Origin of the sequence: Microbispora sp. GKU 823, assembly GCF_002027145.1 — a bacterium.
Classification (GTDB): Bacteria; Actinomycetota; Actinomycetes; order Streptosporangiales; family Streptosporangiaceae; genus Microbispora; species Microbispora siamensis.
Map to the genome: position 1 here is coordinate 40,161 of NZ_MWJN01000059.1, position 14,246 is coordinate 54,406.

Here is a 14,246-nt window from a genome sequence, read left to right on the forward strand (position 1 = left end):
GGCCGCCGCGACGGCGGTTCCGCCGGCCCGAGCCGGCCACGGAAGGCCGTCCCGAGCCGCCGAGTGAGCCCGGGCGGGGTGCCCGCCCGCCGACCGGACAGGAGTGGATCGATGCGTCACGCCCTCACACGGGCCGCACTCGCCCTGACGTCGCTCGTGTGCTGCGGCGCGTGCGGTGCGACGTCCGCCGCCGCGCTCGGTTCCCGGCCGGACGGCTCACCGCAGGCGGCGGTGTCGTCGCTCTCGGCCCCTGCGTCCATCTCGGCGTCGGGCCCTGCGCCGGGCTCGGCCGGGACGGTGTCGTCGCCGGTCGACTGCCGCACCGGGCCGCGCGCGCCCGCCGGCGAGGCCGGTCCGTGGACGCATCCGGCCCAGTCCTTCTACGGCCCGTCCGACAAGGACAGGCCGACGAGGGCCAGCCTGGAACACCTGCTGGTCAGTGACAACGCCGTAGTGATCGAGTACTCGCCGCGGCTGCCGGAGGCGTCGATCCAGGCGCTTCGCGAGTGGACGTATCTGCAGACCGCGACGGTGGCCGTGCCGGGCGGACGCGAACCGGCCCTGCGTGCCGCGACCGCCTCGACAGAGCTCACGTGCGACGGCGTGGACACGATCCGGCTCTCGGCGCTGGCCGGGACGAGAACCTTCGGCCGGGTGACCGAACACGGCGACACCGACGAAAAGTGATCCCCGTGTCTTCCGCGGGCCGCGGAGTTCGGCCGAGTTGTCAATGAAAGTTTCATTACCGGGCGGTGTCGGGATCCGGCCGGGCTTCCTCACAAATCCTTCTCCGATGAGCGGTCGCGGCGAAATTCCGGGCGGTGCCGGGGTTCGTAAGGATGACGGCTCGGGCGTCCCCCGGTGAGAAACTTGGGAGATGGAGACTTCGGTGCCAGGGCGAGCCGAAACGCGGCTCCAGGCCAAAATACTTACGCGATTGCGTGACGGTGGTCCGCAATCTCGCATTCAGCTGTCGGAACACTTCGAAGTGTCACGTACGACGATCGGGGCGGAACTCGGCCGGCTCAAGGCGCTTCAACTCGTCGAGGAAATCGGCCCGGCCGCGTCTCGTGGAGGCCGCCGGTCGACCGTCATCGATCTCGCCGGCCGGGTTCGATTCGTCGGCATCGCCGTCGGCGCTACCTCGGTCTCCACGGCGGTCACCGACGGCAGGCTGCGGGTTCTCGCGTTCGAACGCACGGAATGCGACCTACGCCAGGGCCCCGAGCCCGTGATCGAACTCGCCATGGAACAGAGCCGCCGGCTGCTCCTGAAATTGGGAGTGGACAAGCCGATGGGAGTCGGCGTCGGTGTGCCCGGCCCCGTGGACTTCTCCCGCGGTATCCCGGTGTCGCCACCGATCATGCCGGGGTGGGACGGTTATCCGGTCCGCGATGTCCTCGGCGGGCAGTTCGATTGTCCGGTCGTACTGGACAACGATGTCAATGTAATGGCCCTGGGCGAACAACACGCGGGTGCGGCGAGCACGGTCGAGAACTTCCTGTTCGTCAAGGTCGGCACGGGCATCGGCTGCGGAATCGTCGCCAAGGGCGAGCTCTATCGCGGCGTGGACGGGTGCGCGGGGGATATCGGGCACATACCGGTCGCCGACTCTGGCGAGATCTGCGCCTGTGGCAATACGGGCTGCCTGGAGGCGACCTTCGGCGGCGACGCGCTGGCTCGTGACGCGCTCGCCGTGGCCCGCTCGGGGCGCTCGCCCCTGCTCGGGGAACTCCTCGAACGCGACGGCACGCTGACCGCCGCGCAGGTGGGCGAGGCGGTCGCCGCCGGTGACGCGGCGTCCGTCCAGATGGTGCGCGACGGCGGACGACGCGTGGGGGAGGTGCTGGCGGGCCTGGTGTCGTTCTTCAACCCGAGCCTCATCGTGCTGGGCGGTGGGCTCACGCTGCTGGGCCACGTCCTGCTCGCCGAGATCCGCGGCGCGATCTACCGCCGCTCGCTGCCCCTCGCCACCAGGAATCTGCCGATCATGATGAGCGACCTCGGCCCGCAGTCCGGCGTCATCGGCGCCGCCAGGCTCGTGAGCGAGGAGGTCTACGACTTCCCCGGGTGATCGGCGCTCGCATCCGGACGGCTCACCGGCGTGGACACCCGGCCGCATGGGATTGCATGATCATGCATTCCCGTGTATATATTCTACTCGTGTCCAAGGTGCTCACTTCTCTGCCTGTCGGCGAGCGTGTCGGGATCGCCTTCTCCGGCGGCCTCGACACTTCGGTAGCGGTCGCGTGGATGCGGGAGAAGGGTGCAGTGCCGTGCACCTACACCGCCGAAATCGGCCAGTACGACGAACCTGACATCGCCTCGGTGCCGGGGCGTGCCACCGCGTACGGCGCGGAGATCTCCCGGCTGGTCGACTGCCGGGCGGCCCTGGTCGAGGAGGGGCTCGCGGCCCTGGCCTGCGGGGCGTTCCACATCAGGTCCGGCGGCCGCACGTACTTCAACACCACCCCGCTCGGGCGGGCCGTCACCGGCACCCTGCTGGTGCGCGCGATGCTCGAGGACGGCGTGCAGATCTGGGGAGACGGCTCCACCTTCAAGGGCAACGACATCGAGCGGTTCTACCGCTACGGCCTGCTCGCCAACCCCTCGCTGCGGATCTACAAGCCGTGGCTGGACGCCGACTTCGTCAACGAGCTCGGCGGGCGCAAGGAGATGTCCGAGTGGCTGCTCGCCCACGGGCTGCCCTACCGCGACAGTGTGGAGAAGGCCTACTCCACCGACGCGAACATCTGGGGCGCGACGCACGAGGCCAAGTCGCTTGAGCACCTCGACACGGGCATCGAGATCGTCGATCCCATCATGGGCGTGCGCTTCTGGGACCCGGCCGTCGAGATCGTCACCGAGGACGTCACGATCGGCTTCGAGCAGGGACGCCCGGTGTCGATCAACGGCAAGGAGTTCCCCTCCGCCGTCGATCTGGTGCTGGAGGCCAACGCCATCGGCGGCCGCCACGGCCTGGGCATGTCCGACCAGATCGAGAACCGGATCATCGAGGCCAAGAGCCGGGGCATCTACGAGGCGCCGGGCATGGCGCTGCTGCACGCGGCCTACGAGCGGCTGGTCAACGCGATCCACAACGAGGACACCCTCGCCAGCTACCACATCGAGGGGCGGCGGCTCGGCAGGCTGCTCTACGAGGGCCGCTGGCTGGACCCGCAGGCGCTGATGCTGCGCGAGTCGCTGCAGCGCTGGGTCGGCATGGCGGTGACCGGACAGGTGACCCTGCGGTTGCGGCGTGGCGAGGACTACTCCGTGCTGGACACGTCCGGGCCGGCGTTCAGCTACCACCCGGACAAGCTCTCCATGGAGCGCACCGAGGACTCCGCCTTCGGCCCGGTGGACCGCATCGGGCAGCTGACGATGCGCAACCTCGACATCGCCGACTCTCGCGCCAAGCTGGAGCAGTACGCCAGGCTCGGCATGGTCGGCAGCCAGCAGCCGGCGTTGATCGGCGCCGCCCAGGCGGCCTCGACCGGGCTGATCGGCGCGATGCCCGAGGGTGGGGCAGAGGCGATCGCCTCTCGCGGCGAGGCCTCCACCGAGGAGGAGCTCCTCGACCAGGCCGCCATGGAGCTCGGCACCGACTGACGGCCACGACCGGGCGCCCGCTGTTGACGGGCGCCCCGGCACGTGCGACACGGGCGAGGTTGCGATCCGCGGGCCGGACGCGCGAACCGGCGGTCGCGACCACGGCCCTGCTCCACCGCTCTGATCGAGGCCGATCATGAAGAGCGGCTATCGGCGGCGACCTCGGCAGGTCAGACGTGGGCGCGGGGAGTCAGGAGCTCGGTGATCCGGATGAACCCGTCGGCGCCGTGGCCCTGCTCGATGACGCGGCGGGCCCAGCCTTCGGCCGCGCGCATCACGCTCGCGTCGATGCCGTGGGTCTCGGAGGTGTGGACGATGTGGGCCATGGACGAGGCCGCCGAGGTGATCGGGTTGCCCTCGCCCGAGAACCCGCCGCCGTCCACCTCCTCCGCCGCCGCCTCGAAGATGGGCGGCAGGATCGCGCCGATGCCCTTGGCGAACGGCGCCAGTTCCCGCGCGGTCACCCCCTCGGCCCGCGCCACCGCCAGCGCGTGCGCGTAGCCCGCCATCGCGGTCCAGAAGACGTCGAGCAACGCGATGTCGTAGGCCGCGGCCCGGCCGGAGTCCTCCCCGAGATGGGTGTGCGTGCCGCCGAGGGCGTCCAGCACCGGCCGGTGCCGCCGGTAGAGCTCCTCCGGACCGCTGTGCAGGAACACCGCGGCCGGGGTGCCGATGGTCGTGGTCGGCGTCATGATCGCGCCGTCGAGATATCCGATGCCCTGCTCTGCCGCCCAGGCCGCGGTGCTCCGGGCGCGGTCGGGCGTGTCGGCGGTCAGGTTCACGAGCGTGCGTCCCCGGAGCGCGGCGGCGACCGCGTCGCGCCGCACGACGGCGTCCGCCGCGTCGTAGTTCACCACGCAGATCACGGTCAGCTCGCTCGCGGCGACCGCCGCCTCCGGCGTGGGGGCGGCGTACGCGCCGCGCTCGGCCAACTGGCGATCTCTGCCCGGCGTCCGGTTCCAGACCGTGGTCCGGACGCCGGCGTCCAGGAAGGCCCCGGCCAGGGCCCGGCCCATCGGCCCCAGGCCGAGCACCGTGACGGCAGACTGGTGGGCGTGCCGGCTCATATCTCAACTCCTGTGTGCATGACAGCGATGGCGCTGAACGGGATGGAAAAGTGACGCGCAGCCGCGCCAGAGACCTGAACGTCTGCGGGGTCACCGCCGCGATCGCCGTGATCGACGGCAAGTGGAAGACGATCCTGCTCTGGCTCCTGGAATCCGCTCCACGTCGTCCCGGCGAGCTGGTCCGGCGGCTGCCGGGCCTCACCGAGAAGGTGCTGACTCAGACGCTCCGGGAGATGGAGGCCGACGGGCTGGTGCACCGTGAGGTGCACGACGGCCGTCCGCTGAAGACCGTGTACTCACTGACCGATTTCGGCCGTGAGCTCTCCGAGGCGCTGGCGCCGCTGTCCGACTGGGGACATCGCCGCCTGGAGAAGCTGGCCCGGGAGACGCCGGCCCGGGAGAAGCCGACGGGAGAGGCGCAGCCAGGGTCTCTGCCGGTCTCCTGACACACCGCCGTCACCCCCGTTCCGTTCCCGCCTGGAATCCAGCGGCCTTCCGGCCGCCGGGAACCAAGCTTCACGCCGCTCCGGCCCGGCGGACAAGTACCCACAAAAAGGTGGGTAGCCGCGAAGCTCGCGGACGACTTCGCCGCCCTGCTGGGCGACGAGCGGGCGGGGTTCTGGCGCCTGGCCCCCGCGGCCGGCGGGCTCCACGAGCACGTTGGAGGTGAGCGCTGATGCTCGCTCTCACCGTCGTTCCGCTGCGGAAGGACTCCCTGGCCGTCACCGAGGTCCCCGATCCCCAGCCGGGCGAGGGGGACCTGCTCGTCGACGCTCTCGCCGTCGGCGTCTGCGGCACCGACAAGGAGATCGCCGCCGGGGAGTACGGCTGGGCCCCGCCCGGCCGCGACCGCCTGGTCATCGGCCACGAATCGCTGGGCAGGGTGCGGCAGGCGCCCTCCGGTAGCGGCTTCGCCCCCGGCGACCTGGTCGTCGGGGTGGTCCGGCGGCCCGACCCGGTGCCGTGCGGCGCCTGCGCACACAGGCAGTTCGACATGTGCCGCAACGGCCGCTACACCGAGCGCGGCATCAAGGAACTGGACGGATACGCCGGCCAGAGCTGGGTGGTCGAGCCCGATTACGCCGTCAGGCTGGACCCCGGACTGGCCGACGTCGGGATGCTCCTCGAACCCACCAGCGTCGTCGCCAAGGCCTGGGACGAGGTCCAGAAGGTCGGCGCCCGGGCCTGGTTCGCGCCGAAGACCGCGCTGGTCACCGGTGCCGGGCCGATCGGCCTGCTCGCCGCGTTGCTCGGGGTGCAGCGCGGGCTGGAGGTGCACGTCCTCGACCGGGTCACCGACGGCCCCAAACCGGCTCTCGTGCGGGACCTCGGCGCGGTCTACCACGCCGGGGACGCCGGCGAGGTCGCCGCGAAGGTGCGCCCCGACGTGGTCATCGAGGCGACCGGCGCCGGACCGGTCATCTTCGCCGTGGCCGCCAACACCGCGCCGTACGGCATCGTCTGCCTTACCGGCGTCTCCTCGGCCGGGCGCCGGATCACGCTCGACGCGGGCAGTCTCAACCGCGAGATCGTGCTGGAGAACGACGTGCTCATCGGCTCGGTCAACGCCAACCTCGGCCACTACGCCGCCGCGGCCGACGCCCTGGCCAAGGCCGATCTCGCCTGGCTGAACCGGCTGATCACCCGCAGGGTGCCGCTGGAGTCGTTCCGCGACGCCTTCACCGCCGGGCCGGAGGACGTCAAGGTCGTCGTCGAGCTGTGACGCTTCTCATAGCAAGAAGATCAGCATGGCGGTGAGGCCGAGGGTCACCGCCACGAAGCCGCCCGTCCTGGGCTGCCGGGCGGCCTCCCGGCGGGAGGAGATCACCAGAACGGCGCCCACGGCGAGCGCCGCCAAGAGGTGCAGGCCGTACCAGACGGGGATCGGCACCCTGGCCAGGAAGGTCCCGGACAGCAGGTCGTCGGCTGACCCGTAGCCGCCGAGCGCGGCGGCCGCGGCCAGGCCCAGCACCGGGAGCGCGTACCGGAACCGGCCGAGCAGGGCCCAGACGACGGCCCCCAGGCCGAGCAGGATCGCACAGCGGTGGTGCAGTTGCCGCATGAACAGGCCGCCGCGCACGTCCATGCTGATGTCGAGGATCGAGTGGTAGGCGGCGCTCATCTGCACACCGCGCAGCGGCTCGTAGCCGCCGGTGTAGGCGACCGTCCCGCCGCTCGGCACGTAGGAGAAGGCCAGGATGCCGCCGGTGACCAGGAAGACCGCGAAAGGTAGACGAGCATCTCACCAATCGCCTGCCTCGTCCGATCCATCGGCACATTTCAGCACATGCGCCCGCTTCAGAGCGGTGGAAACAGGTGGACCGCCTTGTCGGGTGTTTCGCGGATCGTGAGCGGAACCGGGCTGAGAGCGTCGAGGCGCTCGGCGAACTCGGCCGCGAGTCCGGTCAGGACCAGCATCCCCGCCGGGGTCTCCGATACGCGCTGCTGCGCCGTGATCAGAGCGGTGATGCCGGTGCTGTCCCAGTGGGTCACCGCCGAGAGGTCGATCACCAGCCCCGGCGCCGGTGTGCCCGAGACGAGCTCGCCGACCGTCGCGATGATCTGCGGGGCCGCCTGCTCGTCGAGGGCGCCGTCCAGCTCCAGAACGGTGTGCGATTCGAGACGGCGCAGCCGTGGAGTGGCGGACCGGCGCGACGCGGGCCCGGGGAGGGTGAAATGGGCCGGGGGCGACGGTGCCGTCGGGACCGGAGTCGATCGTGAACCGGTCGGACAGGTAGCGGGCGAGCCACAGCCCGTGCCCGTGCCTGACCGGCCATCCGGCGGCGTCGTGCCGGGACGAGCCGGGGTCGGCGACCTCGCACCGCAGCACGCCGTCGAACTGCCAGATCCTCGCCTGTCCGGTTCCCGAGCCGTGGAAGATCGCGTTGGTGGCGAGTTCGTGGACGGTGAGCACCAGGTCCACGGCCCGGCCGTGGGGAAGCCCGGCGTGGACGGCGTGTGCTTCCAGCGTCTCCCGCAGGGCGTAGAGCGAGCCGCGGTCGAACGGCTGGTCGAGGATCAGCACCGGCGTCGCGGCGGTCCGCTTCCCGCTGCCGGAGCCCGGGGCGACGTGCGTCGCATCGTTGGTTCCGTCATCACTCATGCGCGGTCACCAGGCTGATCCCGGGAATGCCCTGAGCGCCGAGCAGCACGAATCGCGGCGCGATGGCGGGGTTGCATCGCAGGACGACCGTACGGGCCGGCGCCAGGCTCCGCGCCACGTCGATGATCGTCCGGGTGCAGGAGAGGTCGATGAAGGACAGCTCGGCCATGTTGATCGTGAGCGGGCCGTCCGTCCTGATCGCCTCGGTCAGCGCCAGGGCCAGGGCGTCCTCGGCCGCCCGGTCGATCTGTCCCGCCATCCGGATGCCGGGCGGCGCGTACTGGCGGCAGATCCGCAGCAACGGGTCGTCGTAGTAGGTGGCCGCGGCGACCGCCCGCGTGTGGAACGGGGAGACCGACGCGAGGGTGACCGGGTCGAAGCGTTCCCGGTCGTACTGGCACAACACCGACACGCTGCTGTCCGACAGGATCGTCGCGATCTTCTCCTCGAAGGCGGGCAGTTGCTCCACACCGTGGACCGGCCGCAGCGCCCAGCCCATGTCGAGGGCCACCCGCAGTCCCGCGTAGCCCTCGTGCGTGGTCAGCTCCATCTGGGAGCTCAGCCACCCCATCGCGTGATCCACGTTGAAGGCCTGCCCGGACAGCAGGCCCTCCTGAGATGCGACGACGTCCATCCGGCCGCTCGCGGTGGCGGACTGCACGGCGATCCCGCGGCGGCTCAGCTCGGCCAGCGCTCCCTGCGGCTCCTCGCACAGCCAGACGACGCGCAGCCCTCCCGCCAGCCCGTCCCGTACGTACGCGGCGGTGAGGTCGAGCAGCTCTTCCGGCTCGCCGAAGGTCAGGCACGCGTGATCGTTGATCGCCAGATCTGTGATCTGCACTTCAGCACTGACGGTCACCACGCCACCATCCCCAGGCGATCCCCGCCGCCCACCGCCTCATCTGGCTACCCATCCTAGTGACGGGCATTCGTCAAGAACGGGTCTCGGCTGGGCGGGAGGAGCTACAGGTACGTTGGCGTACGGCCGGCCCGGTCGCGGAACATCCACCAGTTCCAGATCTGGGAGAGCGCCATCAGCGGCACCATGACCGCGGCGAAGCCCGCCAGAAGCCGCAGGGTGCCCGGCTCCGCCATCGCCTCCGCCAGTCGCAGGCCGGTGCCCGGAGCGCTGGAGGAGACCAGTACGAAGGGGTGCAGGCCGGCGCCGAGGGCGGCGACGGGCAGGGCGGCCGCGCACGAGGTCGCGGCGAAGGCACGGCCCGTACGGCCCGCGCGCAGCAGAGCCGCCCCGGCGAGGAGCGCGACCACCAGGGCCGCACCGGCCGCGAGGGCGGGCCAGGGGTTGACGAGGGCGTGCCGCGCCGAGGACAGGAAGCCGGTGACGAGGACGGCGGTCGCCGCCACGGCCGCCACGAGCAGGGCGCGACGGCCGGCCCTCGCCGCCCGCGCGCTGGGCTCGCCGCCGGTCCGCCACGCCAGGAAGGACGCCCCGTGCGCGAGGAACACCGCGGTGGTCGTGGCGCCGCACAGCAGCACGAAGGGATGGAGCAGATCGGCCGTTCCGAGCGAGAAGGCGTTCCGGGCGTCCAGCGGCACCCCGGCGAGGAGACGGCCGGTCACCAGCCCCCATCCCACGGCGGGCACCAGCCCGCCCAGGAAGATCAACCCATCCCAGAGACGGCGCGCCGGGGCGCCCCGGTGGCGGCTGCGCAACTGTACGGCGGCGTTGCCGACGACGATCCCCGCCAGGATCGCCGCGAACAGGAAGTACATGCCGGACAGCAGCCGTCCCTCCAGGAAGGGGAAGGCGCCGAACAGCACCCCGGCCGCGGCCACCAGCCAGACCTCGTTGCCGAGGAAGAACGGGCCGAAGGCGTTGAGCAGCGCCCGCCGCTCGCCGTCGTCACGGCCGAGCCAGGGGGTGAGCATCTGCACGCCGTAGTCGAAACCGGCCAGGACGAAGTAGCCGGCGAGCAGCAGCCCGAGCAGGGCCGGCCACACGAGTTCGAGAGTCACGAGGGCTCCTCATTCACAGGGCGAGCGACGCGGTGGGCTGCTCCGCCTGCCCGTCGCCGGGTGATCCGCCCAGGTCGGTGTCGGCCGGGCCGCGGCGGGCGTACCGGGCGATCAGCGCCCAGTCGGCGATCGCCAGCGCGAGGAACACCCCGCAGAACAGGACCAGGGACGCCGTCATCGAGCCGACGGGCGACCGTGCGGCGGCCGTCGTGAGCTCGCCGTACACCGCCCACGGCTGGCGCCCCACCTCGCGCAGCAGCCACCCGCCGAACGCGGCGACGAAGGGCAGGGGAACCGCGACCAGCATCAGGTACGCCGCCGGGCGGAACCGGAGGTACCAGTCCCGGTACAGCAGGACGAGGGCCACGACGACCAGCAGGAAGATCAGATAACCGACGCCCTGCATGACGTCGAAGGCGGTGGCGATCCAGGAGGGTGGCCGGTAGTCGCCCGCGCCGAACCGCTGCGCCAGTTGCGCCTGCACGTCCTCGACCCGCAGGGAGCCGATGTCGTCGATGTGGCCCCGCAACGTCGCCGCCTTCATCGGCTGGGTGTCCACGAGCGTCGGGATCTGCACGAAGCCGTAGTAGAGCGCGACGAACGCCGCGGGCGTGGCTGTGAACAGGCCGAGGCGCAGCGACGCGCGGAAGAACTCCCGCTCCGCCGTGCGCTTGAGGAAGTGGTAGGAGCTCACCCCGGCCACGAAGACGCCGCCGGTCATCAGCGCGGCGGTGGCGGCGTGCACCAACGCGTTGATCGCGTTGGGGTTGGTGAGCATGGCGCCGAAGTCGGTGAGGTGGGCGACGCCGCCGCGCACCTCGTGCCCCACGGGGTGCTGCAGGAAGCCGTTGGCCACCATGATCCAGTATGCCGAGGCGTAGGCGGTGAGGGTGACCAGCCAGATCAGCGTGACGTGCACGGCCTTCGGCAGCCTCCCCCAGCCGAAGATCCACATGCCCAGGAAGGTGGACTCGGCGAAGAAGGCGACGATCGTCTCGAGTGCGAGCGGGGCGCCGAAGACGTTGCCCGCGTACTCGGCCAGCCCGCTCCAGGCGAGCCCGAACTGGAACTCCATCACCAGGCCGGTGACGATGCCCAGCACGTAGTTCACGACGTAGATCTGGCCCCAGAACCGGGTCATGCGCTCCATGAGCGGTGCGCCGCCGAGGGCGTGCCGGGTGTGCATCACCGCGATCAGCGGGGCGAGGCCGAGGGTGAGCATCACGAACAGCCAGTGGAAACCGGCCGTCGTCGCGAACTGGAGGCGCGCCAGCGTCTCGTCCGTCATCGGCGGCCGCCCGTCACCCCGCGAGGAGAGGTCCGGAGCGCGTGGTGGAGCGACAAATCAGCCCTTTCCTCGCAAAGTCCGCAAGAGTGGACGGATCATATCCTCACAACCACGTCTCGCGGCAGGTGATCGGGGCCGCGGCCCGATCAGGAGGATGAGGGGCTCGTGCCGGCGGAGCCGAACAGGATGCCGTCGAGCGTCATGGTGAGGTAGCGGGTCAGTTCGTCGGCGGACATGGCCGCGATGGGACCGTCCGCCAGGACGTACCGGCTGAACGTCACCCCGATGAGGTGCGCACCGAGCAGGTCGACCCGCAGTGCGACGTCCGGGCCGGTGAGCACGGTGCGGTAGGCGGCGATGCTCTCCTCGCGCATGGCCCGCAGCAGTGCCTTGGCGGCTTCCTGATCGCCGGCGGCGCTGCGTACGAGGGCGATGAAGGGATCGGCGCTGTCGGCCGACTCCATGCGGGCGACGTAGGCGCGGGCGACCCGCTCGGCCAGTCCCTCGGCGTCCCCCCGGACGCTGTCGGCGAGGTCCCGCGTCCCCGGCACGGCGGCGAGGAACAGTTGCTCCTTGGACGAGAAGTGCATCACCACGAGCCCGTGGGTCACCCCGGCCCGCTGCGCGATCTCCCTGATGGTCGCCTTCGCGTACCCGCGCTCGGCGAAGACCGAGCGGGCCGCGGCGAGGATGGCGGCTCGTCGTGCCTCGGGGTCGCGCACCCGCTTCCTCGCGGGCGCCGGCTCCGCGGCGTTCGACTGCGACGCGTCAGACACCATGCGCCTTACTGTACACGTGGACAGTAGCGGCGAGGCAGGCGTAGATTAATGACCAGATGGTCATTAGGGACCTTGCAAACCAGGAGTGATCGCGATGAATCTCGCCCCGCTTTCCCCCGACGACACCACCGTGGTCCTGGTCGACTACGCCGTCGGTTTCGCCAACCTGCTCCGCTCGCACGACCTGCGCGAGCACATCGCCAACGTCGTGGGCCTCGCCAAGACCGCCACGTTGTACGGCAGCGGCCTGGTCGTGACCAACGGCGAGGCGTCCAAACCCTCGGGCCCGCTCTATCCGGAACTGCTGGAGGTCATCGGCGACCGGCCGGTCATCGAGCGCACGACGGCGTTCAACTCCTTCCTCGACCCGGCCTTCGCCGAGGCCGTCCGTGCCACCGGCAGCCGCAGGCTGGTCATCGGCGGCATCGCCACCGACGGCTGCGTGCTGCAGACCGCGCTGGGCGCGTTGCGCGAGGGCTACGAGGCGTACGTCGTGGTGGACGCGACGGCGAGCCTCAGCAGGGAGGCGCACGACGCGGCGGTGCAGCGGATGACGATGTCCGGCGTCGTGCCGGTCACCTGGTGGTCGCTGGCCGCCGAGTTCCAGTTGGAGCCGCGCTTCGCCGACGCGCCGTACCGCACGCAGTTGATGGCCGAGTTCCAGCCGGCCATGACGATGGCGGGCCGCACGTTCTTCGCCGGTGTGCACCAGGGGCGGCTCGCACCCACGACGGCCTGAACACGGCGTTCAGCGGCGGAGCCGGGTCACGGCGGCGTACAGGGCCAGGGAGAGGGCCGCCCAGGTCAGGGTGGCGATCGTGAGGGACAGCCACAGCGGCCAGAGGGTCACCGTGAGCGCCACGACGACGGCGAAGCCGATAAGGCCGAGGGTGCCGAAGGTCGCGCCCGCCACGTCCTGTCCGGCCTGGCGCACGCCCTCCTCCTTGGCGATGAGGGTGACACTCGCCAGCAGGATCGCCGGGAACGCGAGGAAGAGCCCGCCCGCGCGCGGGCCGGCCAGCACGGACACCACCCCGGCGAGCGCCGACACTCCGGCGCCGAACGCGAACCGGACCGCCCAGTCGCGCCGGGGTGGTCGCCTCAGCTCACTGAGCCGCAGCCGCACCTTCCGGCCGTCGCCGGGAGCCGGGCCGTCGTCACGACGGGCGCTCATGACGGGTGCACCGGTGGCGGGGAGAGTTCCGGAGCCGCCGGCCATGGGAGCGGAGCGGGGACCGCCGTGGTCCGGATGCCGAGCAGGCCCTGAGGCGCCAGCGCGTACCCGGCGGCCACGGCGGCGCCCCAGACGGCGAGCGCGGCCAGGGCCCCCCACCAGGCGCCCCACCTGCGCAGCAGGGGAACGGCGATCAGGCAGTAGAGGGTGAAACCGACCGCGCCGATCTGCATGCCCCGGGCCGAGGCGAGGACGTCGGGGACGCCCGCGATGCCCGCGGTGACGATGAGGCTGGCCAGGGCCACAGAAGGGGCGGCGCAGAACACCCCGGCGAGCCGTTTCGGCGTCAGCATCTCGGCCAGAGCCGCGAAGGCCAGCACGAAGACGCCCCCGGCCAGCGCCTTCAGGACGACCTCCACGATCTGGTCGGTCACCTCGCCCACGCCGCGTCCCCTCCCCGGAACCGACACAGATGTTCGGGGGGCGCCGCTCGCCGGTTGAACCGCGTTGATTTCCGGCGCGGGAACGCCCGAAACCCCCGGCGTGGGCCGCGTACAGAGCCCGTCAATACTCGGTTCGAACCCGTATGAAACCCGTCAAGAGCGGCCAAATGCCCCCGATCTCGGACTTTGCTTGTGCTGAGACGCCGTAGGCCTGCGGACGTAATCACAACCGAGGAGTGAGGATGGCGGACGTCATCTTCGTCGCTCTGACGATCGCGGTGTTCACGATTTTCGGGCTCGTCGTGAGGGCGGTGGAGCGACTGTGAGCGTGATCAACGCCGTCGGTCTCGGCGTGGCCGCGGCGCTGCTGGTCTTCATGGTCGCGGCCCTGCTGTTCCCGGAGCGCTTCTGATGGGCGCGGCAGCGGCAGGGGCCGTGCTCGCGCTGTCCGTCGTCGCGGTGCTCGCCGTGGTGTACCTGCTGCTGGGCGACTACCTGTACCGGGTCTACACCGGCACCCGCCACAGCGCGGCCGAGCGCCTCGTCTACCGCCTCGTCGGCGTGCGGCCGGACGCCGAGCAGCCCTGGGCGGTCTACGCACGCGCCCTGCTGGCCTTCTCCGCGGTCTCCGTACTCGTCGTGTACGGCATACAGCGCCTGCAGGACAGGCTGGTCCTCGGTCTCGGACGGCCACCGGTCCCGGCCCACGTCGCCTGGAACACGGCCGTCAGCTTCGTGACGAACACCAACTGGCAGGCGTACTCGGGTGAGTCCACGATGGGCCACCTGGTGCAGATGGCCGG

17 protein-coding genes and 1 pseudogene are annotated in these 14,246 nt (G+C 71.1%); 8 read left to right on the forward strand and 10 right to left on the reverse strand.

Annotated features, from left to right (window positions below; translation table 11 throughout):
• The first annotated feature begins 111 nt into the window (after positions 1 to 111).
• The 3 genes from B1L11_RS27280 (at position 112) to argG (ending at position 3,612) form a co-directional block, all read left to right on the forward strand.
• A complete protein-coding gene (locus B1L11_RS27280) occupies positions 112 to 687 on the forward strand; it encodes a hypothetical protein (RefSeq protein WP_079317421.1) in 576 nt (191 codons plus the stop codon).
• 301 nt (positions 688 to 988) lie between these two features.
• Positions 989 to 2,074 (forward strand): ROK family protein, encoded by a 1,086-nt coding sequence (locus tag B1L11_RS27285; RefSeq protein WP_256862925.1) that lies wholly within the window; start codon positions 989 to 991, stop codon positions 2,072 to 2,074.
• An 89-nt stretch (positions 2,075 to 2,163) separates the two neighbouring features.
• Positions 2,164 to 3,612 (forward strand): argininosuccinate synthase, encoded by a 1,449-nt coding sequence (gene argG, locus B1L11_RS27290; RefSeq protein WP_079317425.1) that lies wholly within the window; start codon positions 2,164 to 2,166, stop codon positions 3,610 to 3,612.
• 170 nt (positions 3,613 to 3,782) lie between these two features.
• On the opposite strand, the gene B1L11_RS27295 is transcribed toward argG, so the two are convergent.
• Positions 3,783 to 4,679, reverse strand: a complete 897-nt coding sequence (locus tag B1L11_RS27295; protein WP_079317427.1) for an NAD(P)-dependent oxidoreductase — start codon at positions 4,677 to 4,679, stop codon at positions 3,783 to 3,785.
• Between the two features lie 50 nt (positions 4,680 to 4,729).
• Between B1L11_RS27295 and B1L11_RS27300 the strand changes: the two genes are divergently transcribed.
• The gene (locus B1L11_RS27300) at positions 4,730 to 5,125 is read left to right on the forward strand and encodes a helix-turn-helix domain-containing protein (protein WP_079317429.1); all 396 of its coding nucleotides are present in this window, start codon (positions 4,730 to 4,732) and stop codon (positions 5,123 to 5,125) included.
• 230 nt (positions 5,126 to 5,355) lie between these two features.
• Positions 5,356 to 6,402 carry a glucose 1-dehydrogenase gene (locus B1L11_RS27305; protein WP_079317431.1) on the forward strand — a complete coding sequence of 349 codons (1,047 nt, stop codon included), beginning with the start codon at positions 5,356 to 5,358 and terminating at the stop codon, positions 6,400 to 6,402.
• A 6-nt stretch (positions 6,403 to 6,408) separates the two neighbouring features.
• Here B1L11_RS27305 and B1L11_RS27310 read toward each other — a convergent pair whose 3' ends face one another.
• The 7 genes and pseudogenes from B1L11_RS27310 to B1L11_RS27340 all read right to left on the reverse strand — a co-directional run bounded on the left by B1L11_RS27310 (position 6,409) and on the right by B1L11_RS27340 (position 11,826).
• Complete coding sequence (locus B1L11_RS27310; protein WP_079317433.1) at positions 6,409 to 6,861, reverse strand: hypothetical protein; 453 nt, start codon at positions 6,859 to 6,861, stop codon at positions 6,409 to 6,411.
• Positions 6,862 to 6,977: 116 nt separating this feature from the next.
• Positions 6,978 to 7,310, reverse strand: a complete 333-nt coding sequence (locus tag B1L11_RS52040) for an STAS domain-containing protein (RefSeq protein ID WP_079317435.1) — start codon at positions 7,308 to 7,310, stop codon at positions 6,978 to 6,980.
• Positions 7,311 to 7,380: 70 nt separating this feature from the next.
• Positions 7,381 to 7,782: pseudogene (locus tag B1L11_RS55185) on the reverse strand (ATP-binding protein); the annotation flags it as partial.
• Positions 7,775 to 8,641, reverse strand: coding sequence for an MEDS domain-containing protein (locus tag B1L11_RS27325; RefSeq protein WP_179155346.1), 867 nt, complete (start codon positions 8,639 to 8,641; stop codon positions 7,775 to 7,777). The gene B1L11_RS27325 and the pseudogene B1L11_RS55185, both read right to left, overlap by 8 nt.
• A gap of 104 nt (positions 8,642 to 8,745) precedes the next feature.
• Positions 8,746 to 9,759, reverse strand: a complete 1,014-nt coding sequence (gene cydB, locus B1L11_RS27330; RefSeq protein WP_079317439.1) for a cytochrome d ubiquinol oxidase subunit II — start codon at positions 9,757 to 9,759, stop codon at positions 8,746 to 8,748.
• A 13-nt stretch (positions 9,760 to 9,772) separates the two neighbouring features.
• Positions 9,773 to 11,047, reverse strand: a complete 1,275-nt coding sequence (locus B1L11_RS27335; protein WP_079317441.1) for a cytochrome ubiquinol oxidase subunit I — start codon at positions 11,045 to 11,047, stop codon at positions 9,773 to 9,775.
• Positions 11,048 to 11,193: 146 nt separating this feature from the next.
• Complete coding sequence (locus tag B1L11_RS27340) at positions 11,194 to 11,826, reverse strand: TetR family transcriptional regulator (protein ID WP_079317443.1); 633 nt, start codon at positions 11,824 to 11,826, stop codon at positions 11,194 to 11,196.
• A 94-nt stretch (positions 11,827 to 11,920) separates the two neighbouring features.
• On the opposite strand from B1L11_RS27340, the gene B1L11_RS27345 reads away from it, so the two are divergent.
• Positions 11,921 to 12,565, forward strand: coding sequence for an isochorismatase family protein (locus tag B1L11_RS27345; protein WP_079317453.1), 645 nt, complete (start codon positions 11,921 to 11,923; stop codon positions 12,563 to 12,565).
• Positions 12,566 to 12,574: 9 nt separating this feature from the next.
• Here B1L11_RS27345 and B1L11_RS27350 read toward each other — a convergent pair whose 3' ends face one another.
• Both B1L11_RS27350 and B1L11_RS27355 read right to left on the reverse strand, forming a co-directional pair.
• Positions 12,575 to 13,000 carry a DUF3147 family protein gene (locus B1L11_RS27350; RefSeq protein WP_179155347.1) on the reverse strand — a complete coding sequence of 142 codons (426 nt, stop codon included), beginning with the start codon at positions 12,998 to 13,000 and terminating at the stop codon, positions 12,575 to 12,577.
• A complete protein-coding gene (locus B1L11_RS27355) occupies positions 12,997 to 13,443 on the reverse strand; it encodes a hypothetical protein (protein WP_079317447.1) in 447 nt (148 codons plus the stop codon). Before B1L11_RS27355 ends, B1L11_RS27350 begins: the two co-directional genes overlap by 4 nt.
• Before the next feature lie 322 nt (positions 13,444 to 13,765).
• On the opposite strand from B1L11_RS27355, the gene B1L11_RS27360 reads away from it, so the two are divergent.
• The gene (locus B1L11_RS27360; protein WP_051762707.1) at positions 13,766 to 13,855 is read left to right on the forward strand and encodes a potassium-transporting ATPase subunit F; all 90 of its coding nucleotides are present in this window, start codon (positions 13,766 to 13,768) and stop codon (positions 13,853 to 13,855) included.
• Positions 13,855 to 14,246, forward strand: a 392-nt coding sequence (locus tag B1L11_RS27365) for a potassium-transporting ATPase subunit KdpA (protein ID WP_143737592.1), incomplete at its 3' end; no start/stop codon positions are given. The genes B1L11_RS27360 and B1L11_RS27365, both read left to right, overlap by 1 nt.

Excerpts from the sequence above, each read along its gene's own strand:
- B1L11_RS27280 (WP_079317421.1), top strand. The coding sequence starts at position 112 with ATGCGTCACGCCCTCACACGGGCCGCACTCGCCCTGACGTCGCTCGTG.
- B1L11_RS27295 (WP_079317427.1), bottom strand. The coding sequence starts at position 4,679 with ATGAGCCGGCACGCCCACCAGTCTGCCGTCACGGTGCTCGGCCTGGGG.
- B1L11_RS27305 (WP_079317431.1), top strand. The coding sequence starts at position 5,356 with ATGCTCGCTCTCACCGTCGTTCCGCTGCGGAAGGACTCCCTGGCCGTC.
- B1L11_RS27335 (WP_079317441.1), bottom strand. The coding sequence starts at position 11,047 with ATGACGGACGAGACGCTGGCGCGCCTCCAGTTCGCGACGACGGCCGGT.
- B1L11_RS27340 (WP_079317443.1), bottom strand. The coding sequence starts at position 11,826 with ATGGTGTCTGACGCGTCGCAGTCGAACGCCGCGGAGCCGGCGCCCGCG.
- B1L11_RS27345 (WP_079317453.1), top strand. The coding sequence starts at position 11,921 with ATGAATCTCGCCCCGCTTTCCCCCGACGACACCACCGTGGTCCTGGTC.
- B1L11_RS27350 (WP_179155347.1), bottom strand. The coding sequence starts at position 13,000 with ATGAGCGCCCGTCGTGACGACGGCCCGGCTCCCGGCGACGGCCGGAAG.